This window comes from Pseudomonas sp. KH_050, assembly GCF_057838875.1.
Window position 1 is genome coordinate 2,358,425 of the sequence record NZ_CM174478.1, and the last position, 17,187, is coordinate 2,375,611.

Consider the following 17,187-nt stretch of genomic DNA (forward strand, 5'->3'; position numbering starts at 1 on the left):
GCGATCTTTTCGGGGGCGCCGCAGATGCAGGATCAAAAGATCGCAGCCTGCGGCAGCTACAGGTTTTGCATACCGGATAAATCGCGGGTGTGTAGGAGCTGCCGCCAGGCTGCGATCTTGACGATCTGGCACGCGCCGCAATTCTCTGGTTCATGTCGAAGTACCGTGCATTTCTCTTAACTGCCTGGTATTGGAGCAAGCTCCCTCGCCACAAGGTTGGGGGAACCGACCCACCACCAATACCCCAGCGCCAGCGCATTGATTCCCGCTCCCAGCAGGCACACACCGACCCAGCCTGACCAGGCGTACATCGCCGTCGAACCGATCGATCCCAGTGCGCTGCCAATGGAGTAAAACACCATGTAGCCTGCCGCCAGCCGGCTCCGGGCTTGCGGGCGCGCGTTGTAGATCATGCCCTGGCTGGTGACGTGGACTGCTTGCAGGCCCAGGTCGAAGGTAATCACCCCGAGCAACAGTGCCCACAAGGATGACTGGGTGAAGGCGATGGCCAGCCAGGAGACCAGCATCAGCGTCAGGGCCAGGCCACTGGTCCATTGCGCCAGGCCGCGATCAGCCAGCTGCCCGGCGCGTGCTGCGCCGAGCGCGCCGGCGGCTCCGGCGAGGCCTGTTCACCCTGATCATCGGCTTGCGCCAGTGGGGCGAGGCGTTTTTCTATGAGGCGGGGGAGCCGCATTCGGTGATGGTCGACCGCGAGAATGGGAAACCGCTGCGGCGCCTGGAGTTGCACTCGGAAGATGGGCGGTTGTTGGGGCCCGGGGACTGTCGGCGGGTGGCGATAGAGTAGTCCAGCCCGCATGCCCTGGCATAGGCATGCGGGTTGGTTGCCGGCTTAGCGCACTACGTCGACCATGTCCGCCACGGTCGTCAACACGTCCTTGCCTAGCTGCATCGAACGCTTGCCGGACCAACCGGTGCGCACATTGGGCGCATCGTTGTGGTCCTTGAACGGCATCTCCAGGGTCAACGACAGGCAATCGAATTTCTCACCGACGCTGTTGCAGGCCAGGGTCATGTTGGCTTTGCCCGGTTTGTCGCGGGTGTAGCCGTGGGTGGTCTGAAAGTCGCGGGTCTGGTGTTTCAAGTGATTGCGAAAGTGCGCTTCGAGTTTTTCGATCCGCGGGGTGTAGCCCGGATTGCCTTCGCAACCGGCAGTGAAGACGTAGGGGATTTCTTCGTCGCCATGGATGTCGAGGAACAGGTCGACGCCGTACTTGTCCATTTGTTGCTGAACGAAGAACACTTCCGGGCTGAGTTCCTGGCTCGCACTCTGCCAGGCGCGATTGAGGTCCTGGCCCATGGCATTGGTCCGCAGATGGCCATGGAAGGCGCCATCCGGGTTCATGTTGGGCACCAGGTACAGGTCGGCACGCTCCAGGAGTTTTTTCATCAGCGGATCGTTGTGCTGTTGCAGACGTTCGATGATGCCTTCCATGAACCATTCGGCCATGTGCTCGCCGGGGTGCTGTTGCGCGATGATCCAGACCTTGCGTTGGCCTTCGGCGCCGGTGCCTTTGCGCAGCAACTGAATATCGCGGCCTTCGACGCTTTTGCCGGTGGCGAGCAGTTCGGTGCCGGCCTTGGTCAGTGCCTGCTCGATCAGCCAGTCGTGACGTCCGCGGCTATAGGGTTCGAAATAGGCGAACCAGGCATTGGTGGCGCTGGCTTCAAGGCTGAACCGCAAGGTATCGCCCTCGAAAATCGTCGGCACCCGAAACCAGTTGACGTGATCGTAGGAGGCCACGGCCTGGTAGCCAGCCCAGGCTTTGTTGTAGGAAGACGTGCTCACGTTACTCAGGCGGAACCAGTGCTCCTGGCCCACATGCAGACCACTGGCCTTGAAGTGGAACCATTGGAAGTGATTGCTGCGGGTATCCGGTTTGATAGCCAGCAATATCTGCAGCGGATTGCTGGTATCCAGCACCTCGATATTGCCGCTGTCGAAGTTCGAAGTGATTTCAACAGCGCGCTGAGCCACGGTCATAGTCTGGGTCCCTGAGTATGATTTTTATGGCTGCTACTTTACACGCAAGGAGGGGGAAAACAGGCGGGCAATTTCGGCAAAAAGGGGGGCGTCGTCCCTGACGCGCCGGCAGCTTAGGGGGTATGCGATTGATTCTCAAGTGCTATTTTTTATTACTTTTGCCCCAGTATCCACGGCGCTCTCTTGCAAACAGATGTTCTTTTGCTATCATCGCCGCCCATTAAATAGCAGCAACCAATCTTCATTAGCCTGAAGCCAAGCCAGAAAAAACTGGCAAAAAAAAAAGACCCGGCAAAAAGCCGGGTCAAAAACCGTGATTAGCCTGATGAGGAGATATTCCAAGAGTCCGACCTAAGGTCTCCTGGGCTATCGACTGATCTCGCGACCAGATGCATGCAATAATAATCATTATCATTTGCAAGTCAAATGTTTTCCCCTGCTTCACTGGGATTTTTTTCCTGCCCCTGCAATTCCTCTCTATCTTGACGTCTACAGCCTTGCCGCCTTTACGCCTTTCACAGGGGTGGGAGCCCATCGCCGCGATTGCCGTCCAGCGCCCGATCGACCAGGGTTTTCGCCATATCGATCATATGTACCACCGAGAACGCCAGATCACGGTTGGCACCGAACAGGTTGTCCGCTGATTCATGAGCGGTGGCCGCAGCGCAACGCAACAGGCTGCAGGCGTGGACCAGGGCCTCCTCGCTGCCGATACCGGGTCTTACCTCAAAGAGTTTTTCCTCCAACGCGGATTCTGAAACCTCCGGTTTCAAGTAATAGTCCAGTGCACGCTGTGCCGCGGCGTTACCTTTCAACGAGACAAAGTCGATCTCTGCTTCCATTTCTATCGAGTGATTGCTGGGTGTGCTCATGATTTCGGGTGCTCTGCCGGTAAGTCATACAAGTCAATCCAAGACTAGTACATAGTGTATTTGTGACGATAATTTAAATACTACAATATGTGTATTGAGGGTCCGAGTACACAAAGTATTGTTCCGCCCATGGATAAATGGATCGAATTGGTCAAGGCCAAAATGAGTGACCTCAAGGTCACCCAAGAGCAACTCGCAGAACGCCTCGGAATGTCCCAGGGCGGCGTCGGCCATTGGCTGAACAAACGTCGCCAGCCGAAGATCGAAGACATGAACCGTGTGCTTCAGGAGCTGGGGTTGGGATTTCTGGAGGTGGCGCTAGTGATCAGGGAGCCCGAGAAAGAGGCGGGCGAGGAAAAGGATTACCAAATGTCACTGGCCGATAAATACAATCCGTATTTCCGCTATCCGGTCAGCGACTGGCGAGACGTCTGCGAAGTGCGCGAGGCTGAGCAACCGGTCTATGCCAGCGAACGCTACGAACTGTCCGATTACCCTGCGCGGGGCGCGGCGTTCTGGCTGGTGGTGGTCGGGGACGCCATGACGGCTCCGAGCGGCATCAGCATTGCCCAGGACATGCTTATACTGGTCGACCCGGCGGTTGAGGCAGTGCCAGGCAAACTGGTGATTGCCCAATGGCCGGGCAACGCCCAGGCGACCTTTCGCAAGTTGATCGAAGAGGGTGGTCAGCGTTACCTGGTCCCCCTCAACCCGACCTACCCGAAAACCCTGTACACCGATGAATGCCGGATCATCGGCGTGGTGATGCAGGCCACCGCGAAGTTCTGATGCTGATCGGTCCTGATGCGCAGGACCGATCGCTTCGCCGCTTTTACTCCAGCTCCACCAGCGCACTGCCTTCGCTGACCATTTCGCCTTCCAGGCAATACAGCGCCTTGATCACCCCGGCATGGGGTGCGCGAATGCTGTGCTCCATTTTCATCGCTTCCAGCACCACCAGCTGCGCACCGGCTTCGACGGCTTGCCCGGCTTCGACCAGCACCCGCACGATACTGCCATTCATTGGCGCGGTGAGGCCGCCGTGGTGGCTGTGGCTGGCTTCTACCGCGGCAATCGGGTCGTAAGGCTTGATGCTGCGCAGTTCGCCTTCCCAGTGCAGATAGAGCGTGTCGCCGCGACGGATCGCCCGATGCTGGCGCCGCAGGCCGTCGTGCTCGATCAGCAACTGCTCGGCGCAAAGCTCGGCGCTGCGAGTGTCTGCCGGGTCCAGCGTGAGGGCTTTATCCTGCCCCTCGCAACTCAAGTGCAAGGTGGTTTCCAGTGGCAGCCCGGCGCGGAACCCGCTGGCCAGTGCCCAGGGTGAACTGCGGTCATCGGCGCGCACCGAGTCTGGCTGGCTCTGCCCGAAGGCTTGTGCCGCGGCTTGCCAGAACTCGTCGCTGAGTTCGCTCGGCGGCGGCAGCAGTTGTTCCTGATAGCGCGGGATAAAGTCGGTATCCAGTTCCGCTGCCGCGAAGGCCGGGTGGCCGACGATACGTCGCAGGAAGCTGATGTTGGTCTTCAGCCCGCCGATGGCGAACTCATCGAGCATGCTCAGCAAGCGCAGGCGCGCCTGTTCCCGGTTCTCGCCCCAGGCAATCAGCTTGCCGAGCATCGGGTCGTAGAACGGCGAAATGCTGTCGCCTTGTTCCACGCCGCTGTCGACCCGGCGCCCCGGACCTGCTGCCGACTCGCGATACAGATCAAGACGGCCAGTTGCCGGCAGGAAGTCATTGCTCGGGTCTTCGGCATACAAACGCACTTCGATCGCATGCCCGTTCAACGGGACCTGCTCCTGGGTCATCGGCAACACTTCGCCCTGCGCGACGCGAATCTGCCAGGCCACCAGGTCGAGGCCAGTGATGGCTTCGGTGACCGGGTGCTCGACCTGCAAGCGGGTGTTCATCTCCATGAAGAAAAATTCGCCGCGCGAATCCAGCAAGAACTCCACGGTGCCGGCGCCGACATACCCAATCGCCTGGGCGGCACGCACTGCCGCTTCGCCCATGGCCCGACGCTGTTCGGCGCTCAACCCTGGTGCCGGTGCTTCTTCGACGACTTTCTGGTGGCGACGCTGGATCGAGCAGTCGCGCTCGTTGAGGTACAGGCAGTTGCCGTGCCGATCGGCGAACACCTGGATTTCCACGTGACGCGGTTTGAGCAGGTATTTTTCCACCAGCATCTGCGAATTGCCAAACGACGATTGCGCTTCACGCTGAGCCGAGGCCAGGGCTTCGGCCAGCTGGCTGACGTCCTCGACCACTTTCATGCCTTTGCCACCACCGCCGGCCGTGGCCTTGAGCAGCACCGGATAGCCAATGCGCTCGGCGGCGGCGCGGAAGGTTTCCAGATCCTGGGCTTCGCCGTGATAGCCGGGCACCAGCGGCACACCAGCGGTTTCCATCAAGGCTTTGGCCGCGGATTTGCTGCCCATGGCATCAATGGCCGAGGCGGGCGGGCCGAGGAAGATCAAACCGGCGGCTTCGATGGCGCGGGCGAACCCGGCGTTTTCCGAGAGGAAGCCATAGCCGGGGTGGATCGCCTGGGCGCCGCTGGCTTTGGCGGCGGCAATCAGTTTGTCGATTTGCAGGTAGCTGTCAGCGGCCTTGCTGCCGCCCAGGTCGACGCGAATATCAGCTTCGCGGCTGTGCCGCGCATCGCGGTCGGTGGCGCTGTGCACGGCCACAGTGGTCAGGCCCAGGGCCTTGGCGGTACGCATCACCCGGCAAGCGATTTCGCCGCGGTTGGCCACCAGCAGGGTGGTGAGAAGAGGTGCGCTCATCAACGCGGCTCCTTGGTGGTCGTGTCGGGCTGCCAGTTCGGCGGACGTTTTTGCAGGAAGGCGCGCAGGCCTTCCTGACCTTCGGGGCTGACGCGGATCCGCGCGATAGCGTTTTCGGTGTAGCGCCGTAGTGCCGGAGTCAGTGCGCCGTTGCCGACTTCGCGCAGCAAGTCCTTGCTGGCGCGCATGGCGGCCGGGCTGTTGAGCAGCAGGTTGTCGATCCACTGTCCGACTTTCTGCTCCAGCTCAGTGGCTGGATAGCTTTCGGACAACAAGCCGATTTCCTGCGCCCGTTGCCCACCGAATCGCTCGGCGGTCAGGGCAAAACGGCGTGTCGCGCGTTCACCGATGGCCTGCACCACGAACGGGCTGATGACCGCTGGCGCCAGGCCAATGCGCACTTCCGACAGGCAGAACTGCGCGTCATCGGCGCCAATCGCCATGTCGCAGCAACTGATCAGGCCCAGCGCGCCGCCAAAGGCCGCGCCTTGCACCACGGCCAACGTCGGGATTTTCAGCTTGGCGAGGTTGTACATCAATTCCGCCAATTCCCGGGCGTCGTCGAGGTTGGTGTGGTAATCGAGTTCGGCCGATTGCTGCATCCAGGCCAGATCGGCACCGGCACTGAAATGCTTGCCGCGACCGCGTACCAACAGAAACCGCAGGCTGGCATCGCTCGATACCATGTCCAGGGCGAGGATCAGTTCGCGGATCATTTCGGCGTTGAACGCGTTGTTCTTTTCTTCACGACTGAGCCACAGGGTCGCAAAACCACGGGGGTCGGTCAGCAGTTCGAGGGTGTTGAAGTCGCTCATATTGTTTTTGTCCTTCACTGCTTTTTGGGCTTGCCAGGCAGTTAACAAGAATCTATGGAGTGTCGATCAATTGTGGTTTTACATTCGACTCTTGACTGACAGGCACTCCCACAGGTTCACATCCGGAACACACCGAAGCGGCTCGGTTCGATTGGGGCATTCAGCGATGCGGACAAGGCCAGGGCCAGCACGTCGCGGGTCTGCGCCGGGTCGATGACGCCATCGTCCCACAGCCGCGCGCTGGAGTAGTACGGATGGCCCTGCTGTTCGTACTGGTCGAGGATCGGTTGCTTGATCTCGGCTTCCTGAGCATCGGAGAAGCTGTGACCGCTGCGCTCGGCCTGCTCGCGTTTGACCTGTACCAGCACCCCGGCCGCCTGTTCGGCGCCCATCACACCGATTCGGGCGTTGGGCCACATCCACAAAAAGCGCGGATCGTAGGCACGGCCACACATGCCGTAGTTCCCCGCACCGAAGCTGCCGCCGATGATCACGGTGAACTTCGGCACCTTGGCGCACGCCACCGCGGTCACCAGTTTCGCGCCATGTTTGGCGATACCGCCGGCCTCGTATTTCTGGCCAACCATGAAGCCGGTGATGTTCTGCAGGAACAGCAGCGGAATGCCGCGCTGGCAGGCCAGTTCGATAAAGTGCGCGCCTTTTTGCGCGGCTTCGGCGAAGAGGATGCCGTTGTTGGCGAGGATCGCAATCGGGTAACCGTGCAGGTGGGCGAAACCGCATACCAGGGTGGTGCCGAACAGCGCCTTGAATTCATCGAACACCGAACCGTCCACCAGGCGCGCGATGACTTCACGCACGTCGAACGGTTGCTTGGCGTCGGCCGGAACCACGCCGTACAACTCCTCGCAAGGGAACAGCGGGGTAATCGGCGCGCGCTGTTGCAACTCGCCGAGCTTGCGCCAGTTGAGGTTGGATACGCTGCGTCGCGCCAGGGCCAGCGCATGTTCATCACTGTCGGCGTAATGGTCGGCCACCCCGGAAATCTTGCAGTGCACATCGGCACCGCCAAGGTCTTCGGCGCTGACCACTTCACCGGTGGCGGCTTTCACCAACGGAGGACCGGCGAGGAAGATGGTGGCCTGTTGGCGAACCATGATCGCTTCGTCGGCCATGGCCGGCACATAGGCGCCGCCGGCGGTGCAGGAGCCCATGACCACGGCGATCTGCGGAATGCCCATGGCGCTCATGTTGGCCTGGTTGAAGAAGATCCTTCCGAAATGCTCGCGGTCGGGGAACACTTCATCCTGACGCGGCAGGTTGGCGCCGCCGGAGTCCACCAGGTAAATGCACGGCAGGCGATTCTGCTGGGCGATGGTCTGGGCGCGCAGGTGCTTTTTCACCGTCAGCGGGTAGTAGGAGCCGCCTTTAACCGTGGCGTCGTTGGCGACGATCATGCATTCGACGCCTTCGACCCGACCGATTCCGGCAATCACTCCAGCGGCGGGAACATCTTCGCCATACACCTCGTAGGCTGCCAGTTGGCTGATTTCCAGAAACGGCGAACCCGGATCGAGCAGGCGATTGATGCGCTCGCGCGGCAGCAGTTTACCCCGCGAGGTGTGCCGCTCCTGGGCCTTGGCGCCGCCGCCTTGCTGGACCTGGGCGAGCAGGGTGTGCAGCGCGTCGACCTGGGTGAGCATCGCCGCACGGTTGGTCGCGAACTCCGCCGAGCGCGGATTGAGCTGAGTATGCAAGATGGTCATGGGGCGCTCGCTCTGTTAGCGGGTTTCGTTGAACAGTTCACGACCGATCAGCATGCGGCGAATCTCGCTGGTGCCGGCGCCGATTTCGTAGAGCTTGGCGTCGCGCAACAGGCGACCTGCCGGGAATTCATTGATGTAGCCGTTGCCGCCGAGAATCTGGATCGCGTCCAGCGCCATCTGCGTTGCGCGTTCGGCGCTGTAGAGGATCACGCCGGCGGCGTCCTTGCGGGTGGTTTCGCCACGTTCGCAGGCCTGGGCCACGGCATACAGGTAAGCGCGGCTGGCGTTGAGCTGGGTGTACATGTCGGCGACCTTGCCCTGGATCAGCTGGAACTCGCCGATGCTCTGGCCGAATTGTTTGCGGTCATGGATGTAGGGCACTACCAGGTCCATGCAGGCCTGCATGATCCCGGTCGGGCCGCCGGAGAGCACTACGCGCTCGTAATCGAGGCCGCTCATCAGGACTTTGACGCCACCGTTGAGGGCGCCCAGCAGGTTTTCTTCCGGCACTTCAACGTCGTCGAAGAACAGCTCGCAGGTGTTTGAACCGCGCATGCCGAGCTTGTCGAATTTGTTGCTGCGGCTGAAGCCTTTCCAGTCACGCTCGACAATGAAAGCACTGATGCCGTGCGGGCCTTTTTCCAGGTCGGTCTTGGCGTAGATCACATAGGTGCTGGCATCCGGACCGTTGGTGATCCAGGTTTTGCTGCCATTGAGGACAAAACGGTCGCCACGCTTGTCGGCGCGCAATTTCATCGAGACCACGTCGGAACCGGCATTCGGCTCGCTCATGGCCAGGGCACCGACATGTTCGCCGCTGATCAGTTTTGGCAGGTACTTGGTTTTCTGTTCGTGGTTGCCGTTACGGTTGATCTGGTTGACGCAGAGGTTGGAATGCGCGCCGTAGGAGAGGGCGACCGAGGCCGAGCCGCGGCTGATTTCTTCCATGGCCACCACGTGGGCCAGGTAGCCCAGGCCGGCACCGCCGTATTCTTCCGGCACGGTTATCCCGAGCAACCCCATGTCACCAAACTTGCGCCACAGGTCGGCGGGGAACAGATTGTCGATATCGATCTGCGCGGCGCGCGGGGCGATCTCTTTGGTAACGAAGGACTGGACCTGATCGCGCAGCATGTCGATGGTTTCGCCCAGGGCGAAGTTCAGGGTTGGGTAGCTCATGGGGTCACCTTTGGGCTTTTTGTTAGAGAGCGGAGAGCGCCTGATCAGCTCTCACCTTTACGTTAACGTAAGCCTGCGATCGACGGCTGTCAATCACCCTTTACGTTAACGTCAACTTGCGCCAGAGTAGAGGCAGATTTGTTGTTCAAACCCACTAATAAACACAATAGGGGTCGTCATGGATCAACCAGGTGCCAATCAGCATAGCTACACCCGTGGCTCGCAGGACAAAGCGTTGCTGGCGCTGACCATCGGTCAGGCGTTCGATAATACCGTTGCCAACTATCCGGACGGCGAGGCGCTGGTGGTTCGCCATCAGCAGCTGCGCTACAGCTGGAAGCAACTGGCCGAAACCGTCGACTTGCACGCCAGAGCGCTGCTGGCGCTGGGTTTGCAGGCCGGTGATCGCCTTGGCGTCTGGGCGCCGAACTGCGCCCAGTGGTGCATCAGTCAGTTTGCCAGCGCGAAGATCGGGGTGATCCTGGTCAACATCAATCCGGCCTATCGCAGTTCCGAACTGGAATACGTGCTCAAGCAATCCGGCTGCCAATGGCTGGTGTGCGCCGGGTCCTTCAAGACCTCCGATTACCACGCGATGCTGCAGGGTCTGGTACCGGAACTGGCGGAGCAGGCCATCGGCCAGTTGCACAGCGAACGCCTGCCGGACCTGCGCGGCGTCATCAGTCTTGATCCGCAGCCGCCAGCGGGTTTCCTGCCCTGGCCGCAGTTGTCCGCGTTGGGTGCCGGGGTGGCAGTCGAACGCTTGCAGGAACGGCAGAGCAGCCTGCATTTCGATCAGGCGGTGAACATCCAGTACACCTCGGGTACCACCGGCTTTCCCAAAGGCGCGACCCTCAGTCACCACAACATTCTGAACAACGGTTACATGGTTGGCGAAAGCCTCGGCCTGACCGCCGCCGATCGGCTGGTGATTCCAGTGCCGTTGTATCACTGCTTCGGCATGGTCATGGGCAACCTCGGTTGTATGACCCATGGCAGCACCATGATTTATCCGAACGATGCCTTCGATCCGCTACTGACCCTGACCACCGTCGCCGAAGAGCAGGCCACGGCGTTGTACGGTGTACCCACCATGTTTATCGCCATGCTCGATCAGCCACGGCGCGCCGAGTTCGACCTGTCGAGCCTGCGCACCGGGATCATGGCCGGGGCGACCTGTCCGATCGAAGTGATGCGTCGAGTCATCAATGAAATGCACATGAGCGAAGTGCAGATCGCCTACGGCATGACCGAAACCAGCCCGGTGTCCTTGCAGACCGGTCCCGCGGACGATCTGGAGCTGCGCGTCACCACGGTGGGTCGAACCCAGCCGCAACTGGAAAGCAAGATCATCGATGACGTCGGTAACACCGTTCCTCGCGGGCAGATCGGCGAGCTGTGCACCCGTGGTTACAGCGTGATGCTTGGTTACTGGAACAACCCGAAAGGCACCGCCGAGGCCATTGATGAGGCCGGCTGGATGCACACCGGTGACCTGGCGACCATGAACGAGCAAGGCTATGTGTGCATCGTCGGGCGCAACAAGGACATGATCATTCGCGGCGGCGAAAACGTTTACCCCCGTGAGCTGGAAGAGTTCTTCTTCACTCACCCGGCGGTGGCCGATGTGCAGATCATCGGTATTCCAGACGCTAAATACGGCGAGGAAATTGTCGCCTGGATCAAGTTCCATCCCGGTCATGCAGCCAGCGAGCCGGAGCTGCAAGCCTGGTGCAAGGAACGCATCGCGCACTTCAAGACCCCGCGTTACTTCAAGTTCGTCGACGAGTTTCCGATGACCGTGACCGGCAAGATTCAGAAGTTCAGGATGCGCGAGATCAGCATCGAGGAGCTCAAGGCGATGCCGTAGATACCGTCTTAACCCTCACCGGGCAAGCGCAAGTTTCGGGTCAAATGGTTGGCCCGATTTGATCACTCCAAAGATGATGTGCAGCAGCTTGCGCATCGCTGCACAGATGATCTGCTTGGGGGCCTTGCCGTTGGCTTTCAATCGCTCTTTGAGCGCGATAATCGCTTCGTTATGCTGCATCGCCACCAGACCTGGCATGTAGAGCCCGGTGCGGAGTCGCGCTGATCCGATTTTCGAGATAAAGGTGCGGCCCTTAAGCTGGCCAGACTCTTCCAGCTTTGGATTTAAGCCCGCCGCCGCCACCATTTGTCGAGGATTCGAATACTTTCGCAGGTCGCCCAGCTCGGCAAAAAGCATCTGCGCCGATTTGTCGGCAATGCCATCAATGGTCACCACCAAGTCGCGCATTTGGCGCATGTCCGGGTCGTCATCAATGTGTTTCTTCAGCGCCTTTTTGGTTTCGGCAATCTCTTTCTGGATGTGGTTGATGACGGAATTGATCGAAACCTTGACGCTGTCGTCGGACACGTCCAGACGATTACGTTCCATTTGCAGCATTTCCTGAAGGTCATTCAGGCGACGAACCATGGCCTTCACCTGTCGATACTTCAGTGGCTCCGGCGCCCACAGCGTTAGCTTTTCATGCTTTTCCTTGGCGAAATCGGCGATTAGCTTGGCGTCGGTCTTGTCTGTTTTGACCCGTTGCAAATCACTCCTGGCATGGGCTTTGGTCTGCGCAGGATTGACGACACAGACCCGATAGCCCTTGTTGTACAAGAACTCGGCCAGCGCTTCGTGGTAGATGCCGGTGGCTTCCATCACGATTAAGGCTGAAGGCTCGACGTGCTTCTGCAGCCAGGCGTGGAACTCCTCGAACCCCTTGATTGCATTGGGCAATTTTGCTTTGGTTTTATGTTTGCCGTTAGGCAGGTATTTGGCGATGTCAAAGGTGTGTTTAGCGGCGTCGACGCCAACATAATCGGACATGATCGTCTCCCAATTGAATCAATTGTGATCATCACTGCACTCTGTCCAACCTTGCGAATGCGGGCTCTCGCCAGAGACGGGCCCAAGATACCGTTCGAACTATATGAGTGAGTGTGGAGGGTTGGAGCACGATCTACGTCGCAGGCTCTAGGCCTAAGGAGCTGCACGGCTTCCAAATCCCTCCCTCGATGATCAGTCGAGAACTATCGCTCCTGGCGGAGCGATAGTCGAGATACAAGGAGCTGCCGCAGGCTGCGCCAGCTCCTACGCCGACCGAGCAAATACCCGATATTGCGAGCGAATGGAGATCCCGTAGGAGCTGCCGCCAGGCTGCGATCTTTTCAGGGGCGCCGCCAATGCCGGATCAAAAGATCGCAGCCTGCGGCAGCTCCTACACCGCAGGCTGCGATCTTTTGGCGGTGCCGCATATTAGGGGGGAGGAAAACCTGAACACCAGAAAGCACAAAGGGGAGCCGAAGCTCCCCTTTAATTTGTTGTCACGTGCTCTTTTTTTATTATTGAGGGGCGGTCTGTTGTTGTTTTTGGCAACCGTGGCCCTTTACCGCTGTTATGTCGATCCCTATCCAGGATCAAGAGCAAACGTATTTTTTTGAGCGCTGATCTACCTTCTCGCCAAGCGATCCAACCAGTTCGGGAGCTACCTGAAGGTAGTTTTATTGTTCTCTGCCCGGTTGCGGGTTGCTTCGAAAAGCACCCTGAAAAGCACACCTTCTCCAAAAAAATCTGTTAGCTGCGTCTCTGCCGTGTTGTTTTTGTTATGTCAGAGTCGTTACGTCTTATTTTTATTAGGTTTGTCGCTTTTTTTGTTCTTGTTATACAGAAGAGATAGCAGGAGCCGTGCCAACTTTAAAAAACCCTTTAAAATCAATGGTTTGATAATTTTGTAGGAAAACCCCCTCAGGAAAACCCCGGCAATCTGTTCCCGTGTTACTCGTTTTCACTCCGGGATTGAGGGGGCGGTAACACCCCGACACATCCGCACCTCACACTGCGCTGCGAGCCTTGGCCACGCGAGAGCCCGTTGGCCGCCCCAGTACCGTGCAGATCTGCTGGCCAGCCTGGATCAGCCGGTCCATGTCGATCCCGGTGCTGATCCCCAGGCCATTGAGCAGGTACAGCACGTCTTCGGTGGCGACGTTACCGCTGGCGCCCTTGGCGTAGGGGCAGCCGCCGAGGCCGGCGATGGAACTGTCGAACACCGCGATGCCTTCCAGCAGGCTGGCGTAGATATTGGCCACGGCCTGACCGTAAGTGTCGTGGAAGTGTCCGGCCAGTTTGTCCCGTGGCACCTGAGCACCGACCACCTCGAACATCCTGCGGGTGGCGCCGGCGGTACCGGTGCCGATGGTGTCGCCCAGCGAGACTTCGTAGCAGCCCATGGCGTACAGCTCCCGCGCGACAGCGGCGACTTGCTCGGGCGCCACCTCACCTTCATACGGGCAGCCCAGCACGCAGGACACATAACCGCGCACGCTGATGCCGTGTTGCCTGGCGGCCTCCATGATCGGCACGAAGCGCTCGAGGCTTTCGCTGATCGAGCAATTGATGTTGCGTTGGGAAAAGGCTTCGGAAGCGGCGGCGAACACCGCGACTTCCTTGACCCCGGCCGCCAGTGCGTCTTCGAAACCACGCAGGTTTGGCGCCAGCGCACCGTAGGTCACGCCTGGCTTGCGCTGGATCTGTGCGAAGACTTCGGCGGAGCCGGCCATCTGCGGCACCCATTTGGGCGAAACGAAACTGCCGACTTCAATGTAGCCAAGGCCGGCGGCGGTCAGCGCATCGACCAGTTGCACCTTGTCCGCCACGCTGATGGGCTGGGCTTCGTTCTGCAGACCGTCGCGGGGGCCGACTTCGATCAGGCGTACATGGGTTGGGAGAGACATAAGGGGTTCACCTGTTTTTATTGATACTGCATTTAGCGGTACTACCGCGTACCCGTAGCAGCTGCCGTCAGGCTGCGTTCGGCTCGGTCCGCGTTCGGGCGCAGGCTTCGCCAGCTGCTACGCACAACCGCATTCAACCTCGGCCACGGATGTTTCTATTGCACAACCTTCTGATTCTCGATCGTCTCTTCCAGCGCCTGGATACAGCGCTCTTCCGCGGTGTCCAGCTCAAGCTTCATCTGCTCGATATCGAGCATCTGCTGTTCCAGCTGTTCGCGACGCTCGTTGATTTTCGCCAGCATGCTGTGCAGCTGTTTCTGGTTGCCGCTGCTGGGGTCGTAAAGTTCGATCAGCTCGCGACATTCGGCCAGGGAGAAGCCGATCCGCTTGCCCCGCAGGATCAGCTTCAGGCTGACTTTATCGCGGGGCGAGTAGATGCGTTCCTGCCCGCGCCGTTCCGGGGCAAGCAAGCCTTGCTCCTCATAGAAGCGAATGGCGCGGGTGGTGATGTCGAGCTCGCGGGCGAGGTCGGAGATACTGTAAGTCTGGCTGCTCATGGAAGCGCTCGAGAAAGGTCTTGCTGCTAAGCTAATGGCAGGTTGACGTATACGTCAAGCTATGTAGGTCTTCGGTGTCAGTACGGGCCTCATCGCGAGCAGGCTCGCGATGAACGATGACGCGGTCCTCAGTCCTACACTTTGTCGAGCTTCTTTTCATGCGCTGTCACTTGCTGGCACAACTCGATCATCTGCTCGCGCATCCAGCGGTTGGCCGGGTCCTGGTCGGTGCTTTCGTGCCAGTAGAGATGGGTTTCGACCGGTGGCACGTCATTGACCGGCAAGTTGAACGCATGCAGGTCATGCCGACGGGCAAAACGCTCCGGCACGGTCATTACCATGTCGGTCTGCTGCAGCACTTGCGAGGCCATCAGGTAATGCTGCGAGCGCAGGGCGATTTTGCGCTGGATGCCCATCTTGCCCAATGCCAGGTCGACATGCCCCAGGCCACTGCGACGGCTGGAAATATGGATATGGGTCAGCGACAGGTAGTCGTCGAGGGTGAATTTGTCTTTGCCTGCCAATGGATGCCCCTTGCGCATGGCGCAGACATACCGGTCTTCCATCAGCTTGACGTGGCGCACTTGCGGGTCGGTATTGAGGGGCGCGTCGACCGCGAAGTCGAGGCGACCGGCCGCCAGTTCCTTGGTGGTTTCCCGGCGTTTGGATAAAAAGCTCTCGATGATCACCGTCGGCGCCAGACGCCGCAGACGCTGGAACAGCGGCGGCAGGATCACCGCTTCGGTGAGGTCGGTCATGCTGATGCGATAAGTTTTGCTGGCTTGCAGCGGGTTGAAAATCCGGCTTTCCTGCACCGACACCCGTAGCAGCGATAACGCATTGCGCACCGGGCCGATGATGTTTTGCGCCATGGGCGTAGGCACCATGCCCTGGGCGGTGCGCACGAACAACGGATCGTTGAAGGTCTCGCGCAGGCGGGCCAGAGCGTTCGAAACGGCTGGCTGAGTGATGCCGACGATCTGCCCGGCGCGGGTCAGATTGGCTTCTGTGTAGATCGCGTCGAAGACGATGAAAAGGTTCAGGTCGACCTTGCTCAGATTCATTGCGCTGCACTCTTATTTTTAGGTTTCGATCAACTGATCATATATCGGTGATGAATGTTAATACACGCCGAGAATAGGCTAGGTAAATTTTAGTAGCTGTTCTAGCATCGATTGCATGACCTCAACAACCTCCTAGAAGAAGGTAGCTGCTCATGGATTTCGCTTATTCCCCCAAGGTTCAGGAACTGCGTGAGCGCGTGACCGCGTTCATGGATGCATACGTTTACCCGGCTGAAGCGGTGTTCGAACGCCAGGTCTCGGAGGGCGACCGCTGGCAGCCGACTGCGATCATGGAAGAGCTCAAACTCAAGGCCAAGGCCGAAGGCTTGTGGAACCTGTTCCTGCCCGAGTCCGGGTTGGGTGCAGGCTTGACCAATCTTGAGTACGCACCGCTGGCAGAAATCATGGGCCGCTCGCTGCTCGGGCCGGAGCCGTTCAATTGCTCGGCGCCGGACACCGGGAATATGGAAGTGCTGGTGCGTTACGCCAACGAAGAACAGAAGCAGCGCTGGCTGGAACCGCTGTTGCGCGGCGAGATCCGCTCGGCCTTTGCCATGACCGAGCAGGATGTGGCTTCCTCCGACGCCACCAACATGGCCGCCCGTGCAGAGCGCGATGGCGACGAGTGGGTGATCAATGGCAAGAAATGGTGGACTTCGGGCGCCTGCGACCCACGTTGCAAGATCCTGATCTTCATGGGCCTGAGCAATCCGGATGCGCCGCGTCATCAACAGCATTCGATGATTCTGGTGCCGGTGGATGCTCCGGGTGTGAAGATCGTCCGTCCGCTACCGGTGTTCGGTTACGACGACGCGCCTCACGGCCATGCGGAAGTGCTGTTCGAAAACGTCCGGGTACCCTACGAGAACGTGCTGCTGGGTGAGGGCCGCGGTTTTGAAATCGCCCAGGGTCGCCTTGGCCCGGGCCGGATTCACCACTGCATGCGCTCGATCGGCATGGCTGAGCGGGCACTGGAACTGATGTGCAAACGTTCGATCAGCCGGACCGCGTTCGGTAAACCGCTGGCCCGACTGGGCGGCAATATCGACAAGATCGCCGACTCGCGGATGGAAATCGACATGGCGCGACTGCTGACACTGAAAGCGGCGTACATGATGGACACCGTCGGCAACAAGGTGGCGAAAAGCGAAATCGCCCAGATCAAAGTCGTTGCACCGAACGTGGCCTTGAAGGTCATCGACCGGGCGATCCAGATCCATGGCGGCGCCGGGGTTTCCAATGATTTTCCGCTGGCCTACATGTACGCCATGCAGCGCACCCTGCGCCTGGCCGACGGCCCGGACGAAGTGCACCGCGCGGCAATCGGCAAGTTCGAGATCGGCAAGTATGTGCCCAAAGAGATGATGCGTAGCGGGCAGTAAGACCCTGTGGTGAGGGGGCAAGCCCTCTCACCACAATAATTTTCACTCA

General features: G+C 59.5%; 14 protein-coding genes and 2 pseudogenes. 5 read left to right on the forward strand and 11 right to left on the reverse strand.

Going from position 1 to position 17,187, the window contains the following annotated elements; genetic code table 11:
• Nucleotides 1–176: 176 nt before the first annotated feature.
• Nucleotides 177–626, reverse strand: a pseudogene (locus AC3IUA_RS10775) (MFS transporter); the annotation flags it as partial.
• Here AC3IUA_RS10775 and AC3IUA_RS10780 point away from each other — a divergent pair.
• A pseudogene (locus AC3IUA_RS10780) lies at nt 620–805 on the forward strand (winged helix-turn-helix transcriptional regulator); the annotation flags it as partial. The pseudogenes AC3IUA_RS10775 and AC3IUA_RS10780 sit on opposite strands and share 7 nt — an antisense overlap.
• Before the next feature lie 45 nt (nt 806–850).
• Here AC3IUA_RS10780 and AC3IUA_RS10785 read toward each other — a convergent pair.
• On the reverse strand, nt 851–2,002 hold the full coding sequence (locus AC3IUA_RS10785) for a M14 family metallopeptidase (RefSeq protein WP_489360744.1): 1,152 nt from the start codon (nt 2,000–2,002) through the stop codon (nt 851–853).
• Between the two features lie 515 nt (nt 2,003–2,517).
• Nucleotides 2,518–2,874 (reverse strand): DUF6124 family protein, encoded by a 357-nt coding sequence (locus tag AC3IUA_RS10790; RefSeq protein ID WP_489360746.1) that lies wholly within the window; start codon nt 2,872–2,874, stop codon nt 2,518–2,520.
• 129 nt (nt 2,875–3,003) lie between these two features.
• On the opposite strand from AC3IUA_RS10790, the gene AC3IUA_RS10795 reads away from it, so the two are divergent.
• Nucleotides 3,004–3,663 carry a LexA family protein gene (locus AC3IUA_RS10795; RefSeq protein ID WP_489360748.1) on the forward strand — a complete coding sequence of 220 codons (660 nt, stop codon included), beginning with the start codon at nt 3,004–3,006 and terminating at the stop codon, nt 3,661–3,663.
• A gap of 43 nt (nt 3,664–3,706) precedes the next feature.
• Here AC3IUA_RS10795 and AC3IUA_RS10800 read toward each other — a convergent pair whose 3' ends face one another.
• The 4 genes from AC3IUA_RS10800 to AC3IUA_RS10815 form a co-directional block, all read right to left on the reverse strand.
• Nucleotides 3,707–5,656 carry an acetyl/propionyl/methylcrotonyl-CoA carboxylase subunit alpha gene (locus AC3IUA_RS10800; protein ID WP_489360750.1) on the reverse strand — a complete coding sequence of 650 codons (1,950 nt, stop codon included), beginning with the start codon at nt 5,654–5,656 and terminating at the stop codon, nt 3,707–3,709.
• Complete coding sequence (locus AC3IUA_RS10805) at nt 5,656–6,471, reverse strand: gamma-carboxygeranoyl-CoA hydratase (protein WP_489360752.1); 816 nt, start codon at nt 6,469–6,471, stop codon at nt 5,656–5,658. Before AC3IUA_RS10805 ends, AC3IUA_RS10800 begins: the two co-directional genes overlap by 1 nt.
• A gap of 116 nt (nt 6,472–6,587) precedes the next feature.
• Nucleotides 6,588–8,195, reverse strand: coding sequence for a carboxyl transferase domain-containing protein (locus AC3IUA_RS10810; RefSeq protein WP_489360754.1), 1,608 nt, complete (start codon nt 8,193–8,195; stop codon nt 6,588–6,590).
• Nucleotides 8,196–8,210: 15 nt separating this feature from the next.
• Nucleotides 8,211–9,374, reverse strand: coding sequence for an isovaleryl-CoA dehydrogenase (locus AC3IUA_RS10815; protein ID WP_489360756.1), 1,164 nt, complete (start codon nt 9,372–9,374; stop codon nt 8,211–8,213).
• Between the two features lie 178 nt (nt 9,375–9,552).
• On the opposite strand from AC3IUA_RS10815, the gene AC3IUA_RS10820 reads away from it, so the two are divergent.
• Nucleotides 9,553–11,244, forward strand: coding sequence for an AMP-binding protein (locus AC3IUA_RS10820; protein WP_489360758.1), 1,692 nt, complete (start codon nt 9,553–9,555; stop codon nt 11,242–11,244).
• A gap of 15 nt (nt 11,245–11,259) precedes the next feature.
• On the opposite strand, the gene AC3IUA_RS10825 is transcribed toward AC3IUA_RS10820, so the two are convergent.
• The gene (locus AC3IUA_RS10825) at nt 11,260–12,231 is read right to left on the reverse strand and encodes an IS110 family RNA-guided transposase (protein WP_489355766.1); all 972 of its coding nucleotides are present in this window, start codon (nt 12,229–12,231) and stop codon (nt 11,260–11,262) included.
• A gap of 356 nt (nt 12,232–12,587) precedes the next feature.
• Between AC3IUA_RS10825 and AC3IUA_RS10830 the strand changes: the two genes are divergently transcribed.
• Nucleotides 12,588–12,845: a hypothetical protein gene (locus tag AC3IUA_RS10830; RefSeq protein ID WP_489360760.1), complete on the forward strand. Its 258-nt coding sequence runs from the start codon at nt 12,588–12,590 to the stop codon at nt 12,843–12,845.
• A gap of 390 nt (nt 12,846–13,235) precedes the next feature.
• On the opposite strand, the gene AC3IUA_RS10835 is transcribed toward AC3IUA_RS10830, so the two are convergent.
• The 3 genes from AC3IUA_RS10835 to AC3IUA_RS10845 form a co-directional block, all read right to left on the reverse strand.
• Nucleotides 13,236–14,135: a hydroxymethylglutaryl-CoA lyase gene (locus tag AC3IUA_RS10835; protein ID WP_489360762.1), complete on the reverse strand. Its 900-nt coding sequence runs from the start codon at nt 14,133–14,135 to the stop codon at nt 13,236–13,238.
• A gap of 155 nt (nt 14,136–14,290) precedes the next feature.
• Nucleotides 14,291–14,692, reverse strand: a complete 402-nt coding sequence (locus tag AC3IUA_RS10840) for a MerR family transcriptional regulator (protein ID WP_489360764.1) — start codon at nt 14,690–14,692, stop codon at nt 14,291–14,293.
• 134 nt (nt 14,693–14,826) lie between these two features.
• Nucleotides 14,827–15,756, reverse strand: a complete 930-nt coding sequence (locus AC3IUA_RS10845) for a LysR family transcriptional regulator (RefSeq protein ID WP_489360766.1) — start codon at nt 15,754–15,756, stop codon at nt 14,827–14,829.
• Nucleotides 15,757–15,908: 152 nt separating this feature from the next.
• Here AC3IUA_RS10845 and AC3IUA_RS10850 point away from each other — a divergent pair, with 152 nt between their 5' ends.
• Nucleotides 15,909–17,138 (forward strand): acyl-CoA dehydrogenase, encoded by a 1,230-nt coding sequence (locus tag AC3IUA_RS10850; RefSeq protein ID WP_489360768.1) that lies wholly within the window; start codon nt 15,909–15,911, stop codon nt 17,136–17,138.
• Nucleotides 17,139–17,187: the final 49 nt, after the last annotated feature.

Bases quoted from the DNA above. Each gene is read 5' to 3' on its own strand.
- AC3IUA_RS10805 (WP_489360752.1), bottom strand. From the start codon at position 6,471: ATGAGCGACTTCAACACCCTCGAACTGCTGACCGACCCCCGTGGTTTT.
- AC3IUA_RS10815 (WP_489360756.1), bottom strand. From the start codon at position 9,374: ATGAGCTACCCAACCCTGAACTTCGCCCTGGGCGAAACCATCGACATG.
- AC3IUA_RS10785 (WP_489360744.1), bottom strand. From the start codon at position 2,002: ATGACCGTGGCTCAGCGCGCTGTTGAAATCACTTCGAACTTCGACAGC.
- AC3IUA_RS10795 (WP_489360748.1), top strand. From the start codon at position 3,004: ATGGATAAATGGATCGAATTGGTCAAGGCCAAAATGAGTGACCTCAAG.
- AC3IUA_RS10825 (WP_489355766.1), bottom strand. From the start codon at position 12,231: ATGTCCGATTATGTTGGCGTCGACGCCGCTAAACACACCTTTGACATC.
- AC3IUA_RS10850 (WP_489360768.1), top strand. From the start codon at position 15,909: ATGGATTTCGCTTATTCCCCCAAGGTTCAGGAACTGCGTGAGCGCGTG.
- AC3IUA_RS10800 (WP_489360750.1), bottom strand. From the start codon at position 5,656: ATGAGCGCACCTCTTCTCACCACCCTGCTGGTGGCCAACCGCGGCGAA.
- AC3IUA_RS10810 (WP_489360754.1), bottom strand. From the start codon at position 8,195: ATGACCATCTTGCATACTCAGCTCAATCCGCGCTCGGCGGAGTTCGCG.
- AC3IUA_RS10830 (WP_489360760.1), top strand. From the start codon at position 12,588: ATGCCGGATCAAAAGATCGCAGCCTGCGGCAGCTCCTACACCGCAGGC.
- AC3IUA_RS10840 (WP_489360764.1), bottom strand. From the start codon at position 14,692: ATGAGCAGCCAGACTTACAGTATCTCCGACCTCGCCCGCGAGCTCGAC.
- AC3IUA_RS10820 (WP_489360758.1), top strand. From the start codon at position 9,553: ATGGATCAACCAGGTGCCAATCAGCATAGCTACACCCGTGGCTCGCAG.
- AC3IUA_RS10845 (WP_489360766.1), bottom strand. From the start codon at position 15,756: ATGAATCTGAGCAAGGTCGACCTGAACCTTTTCATCGTCTTCGACGCG.
- AC3IUA_RS10790 (WP_489360746.1), bottom strand. From the start codon at position 2,874: ATGAGCACACCCAGCAATCACTCGATAGAAATGGAAGCAGAGATCGAC.
- AC3IUA_RS10835 (WP_489360762.1), bottom strand. From the start codon at position 14,135: ATGTCTCTCCCAACCCATGTACGCCTGATCGAAGTCGGCCCCCGCGAC.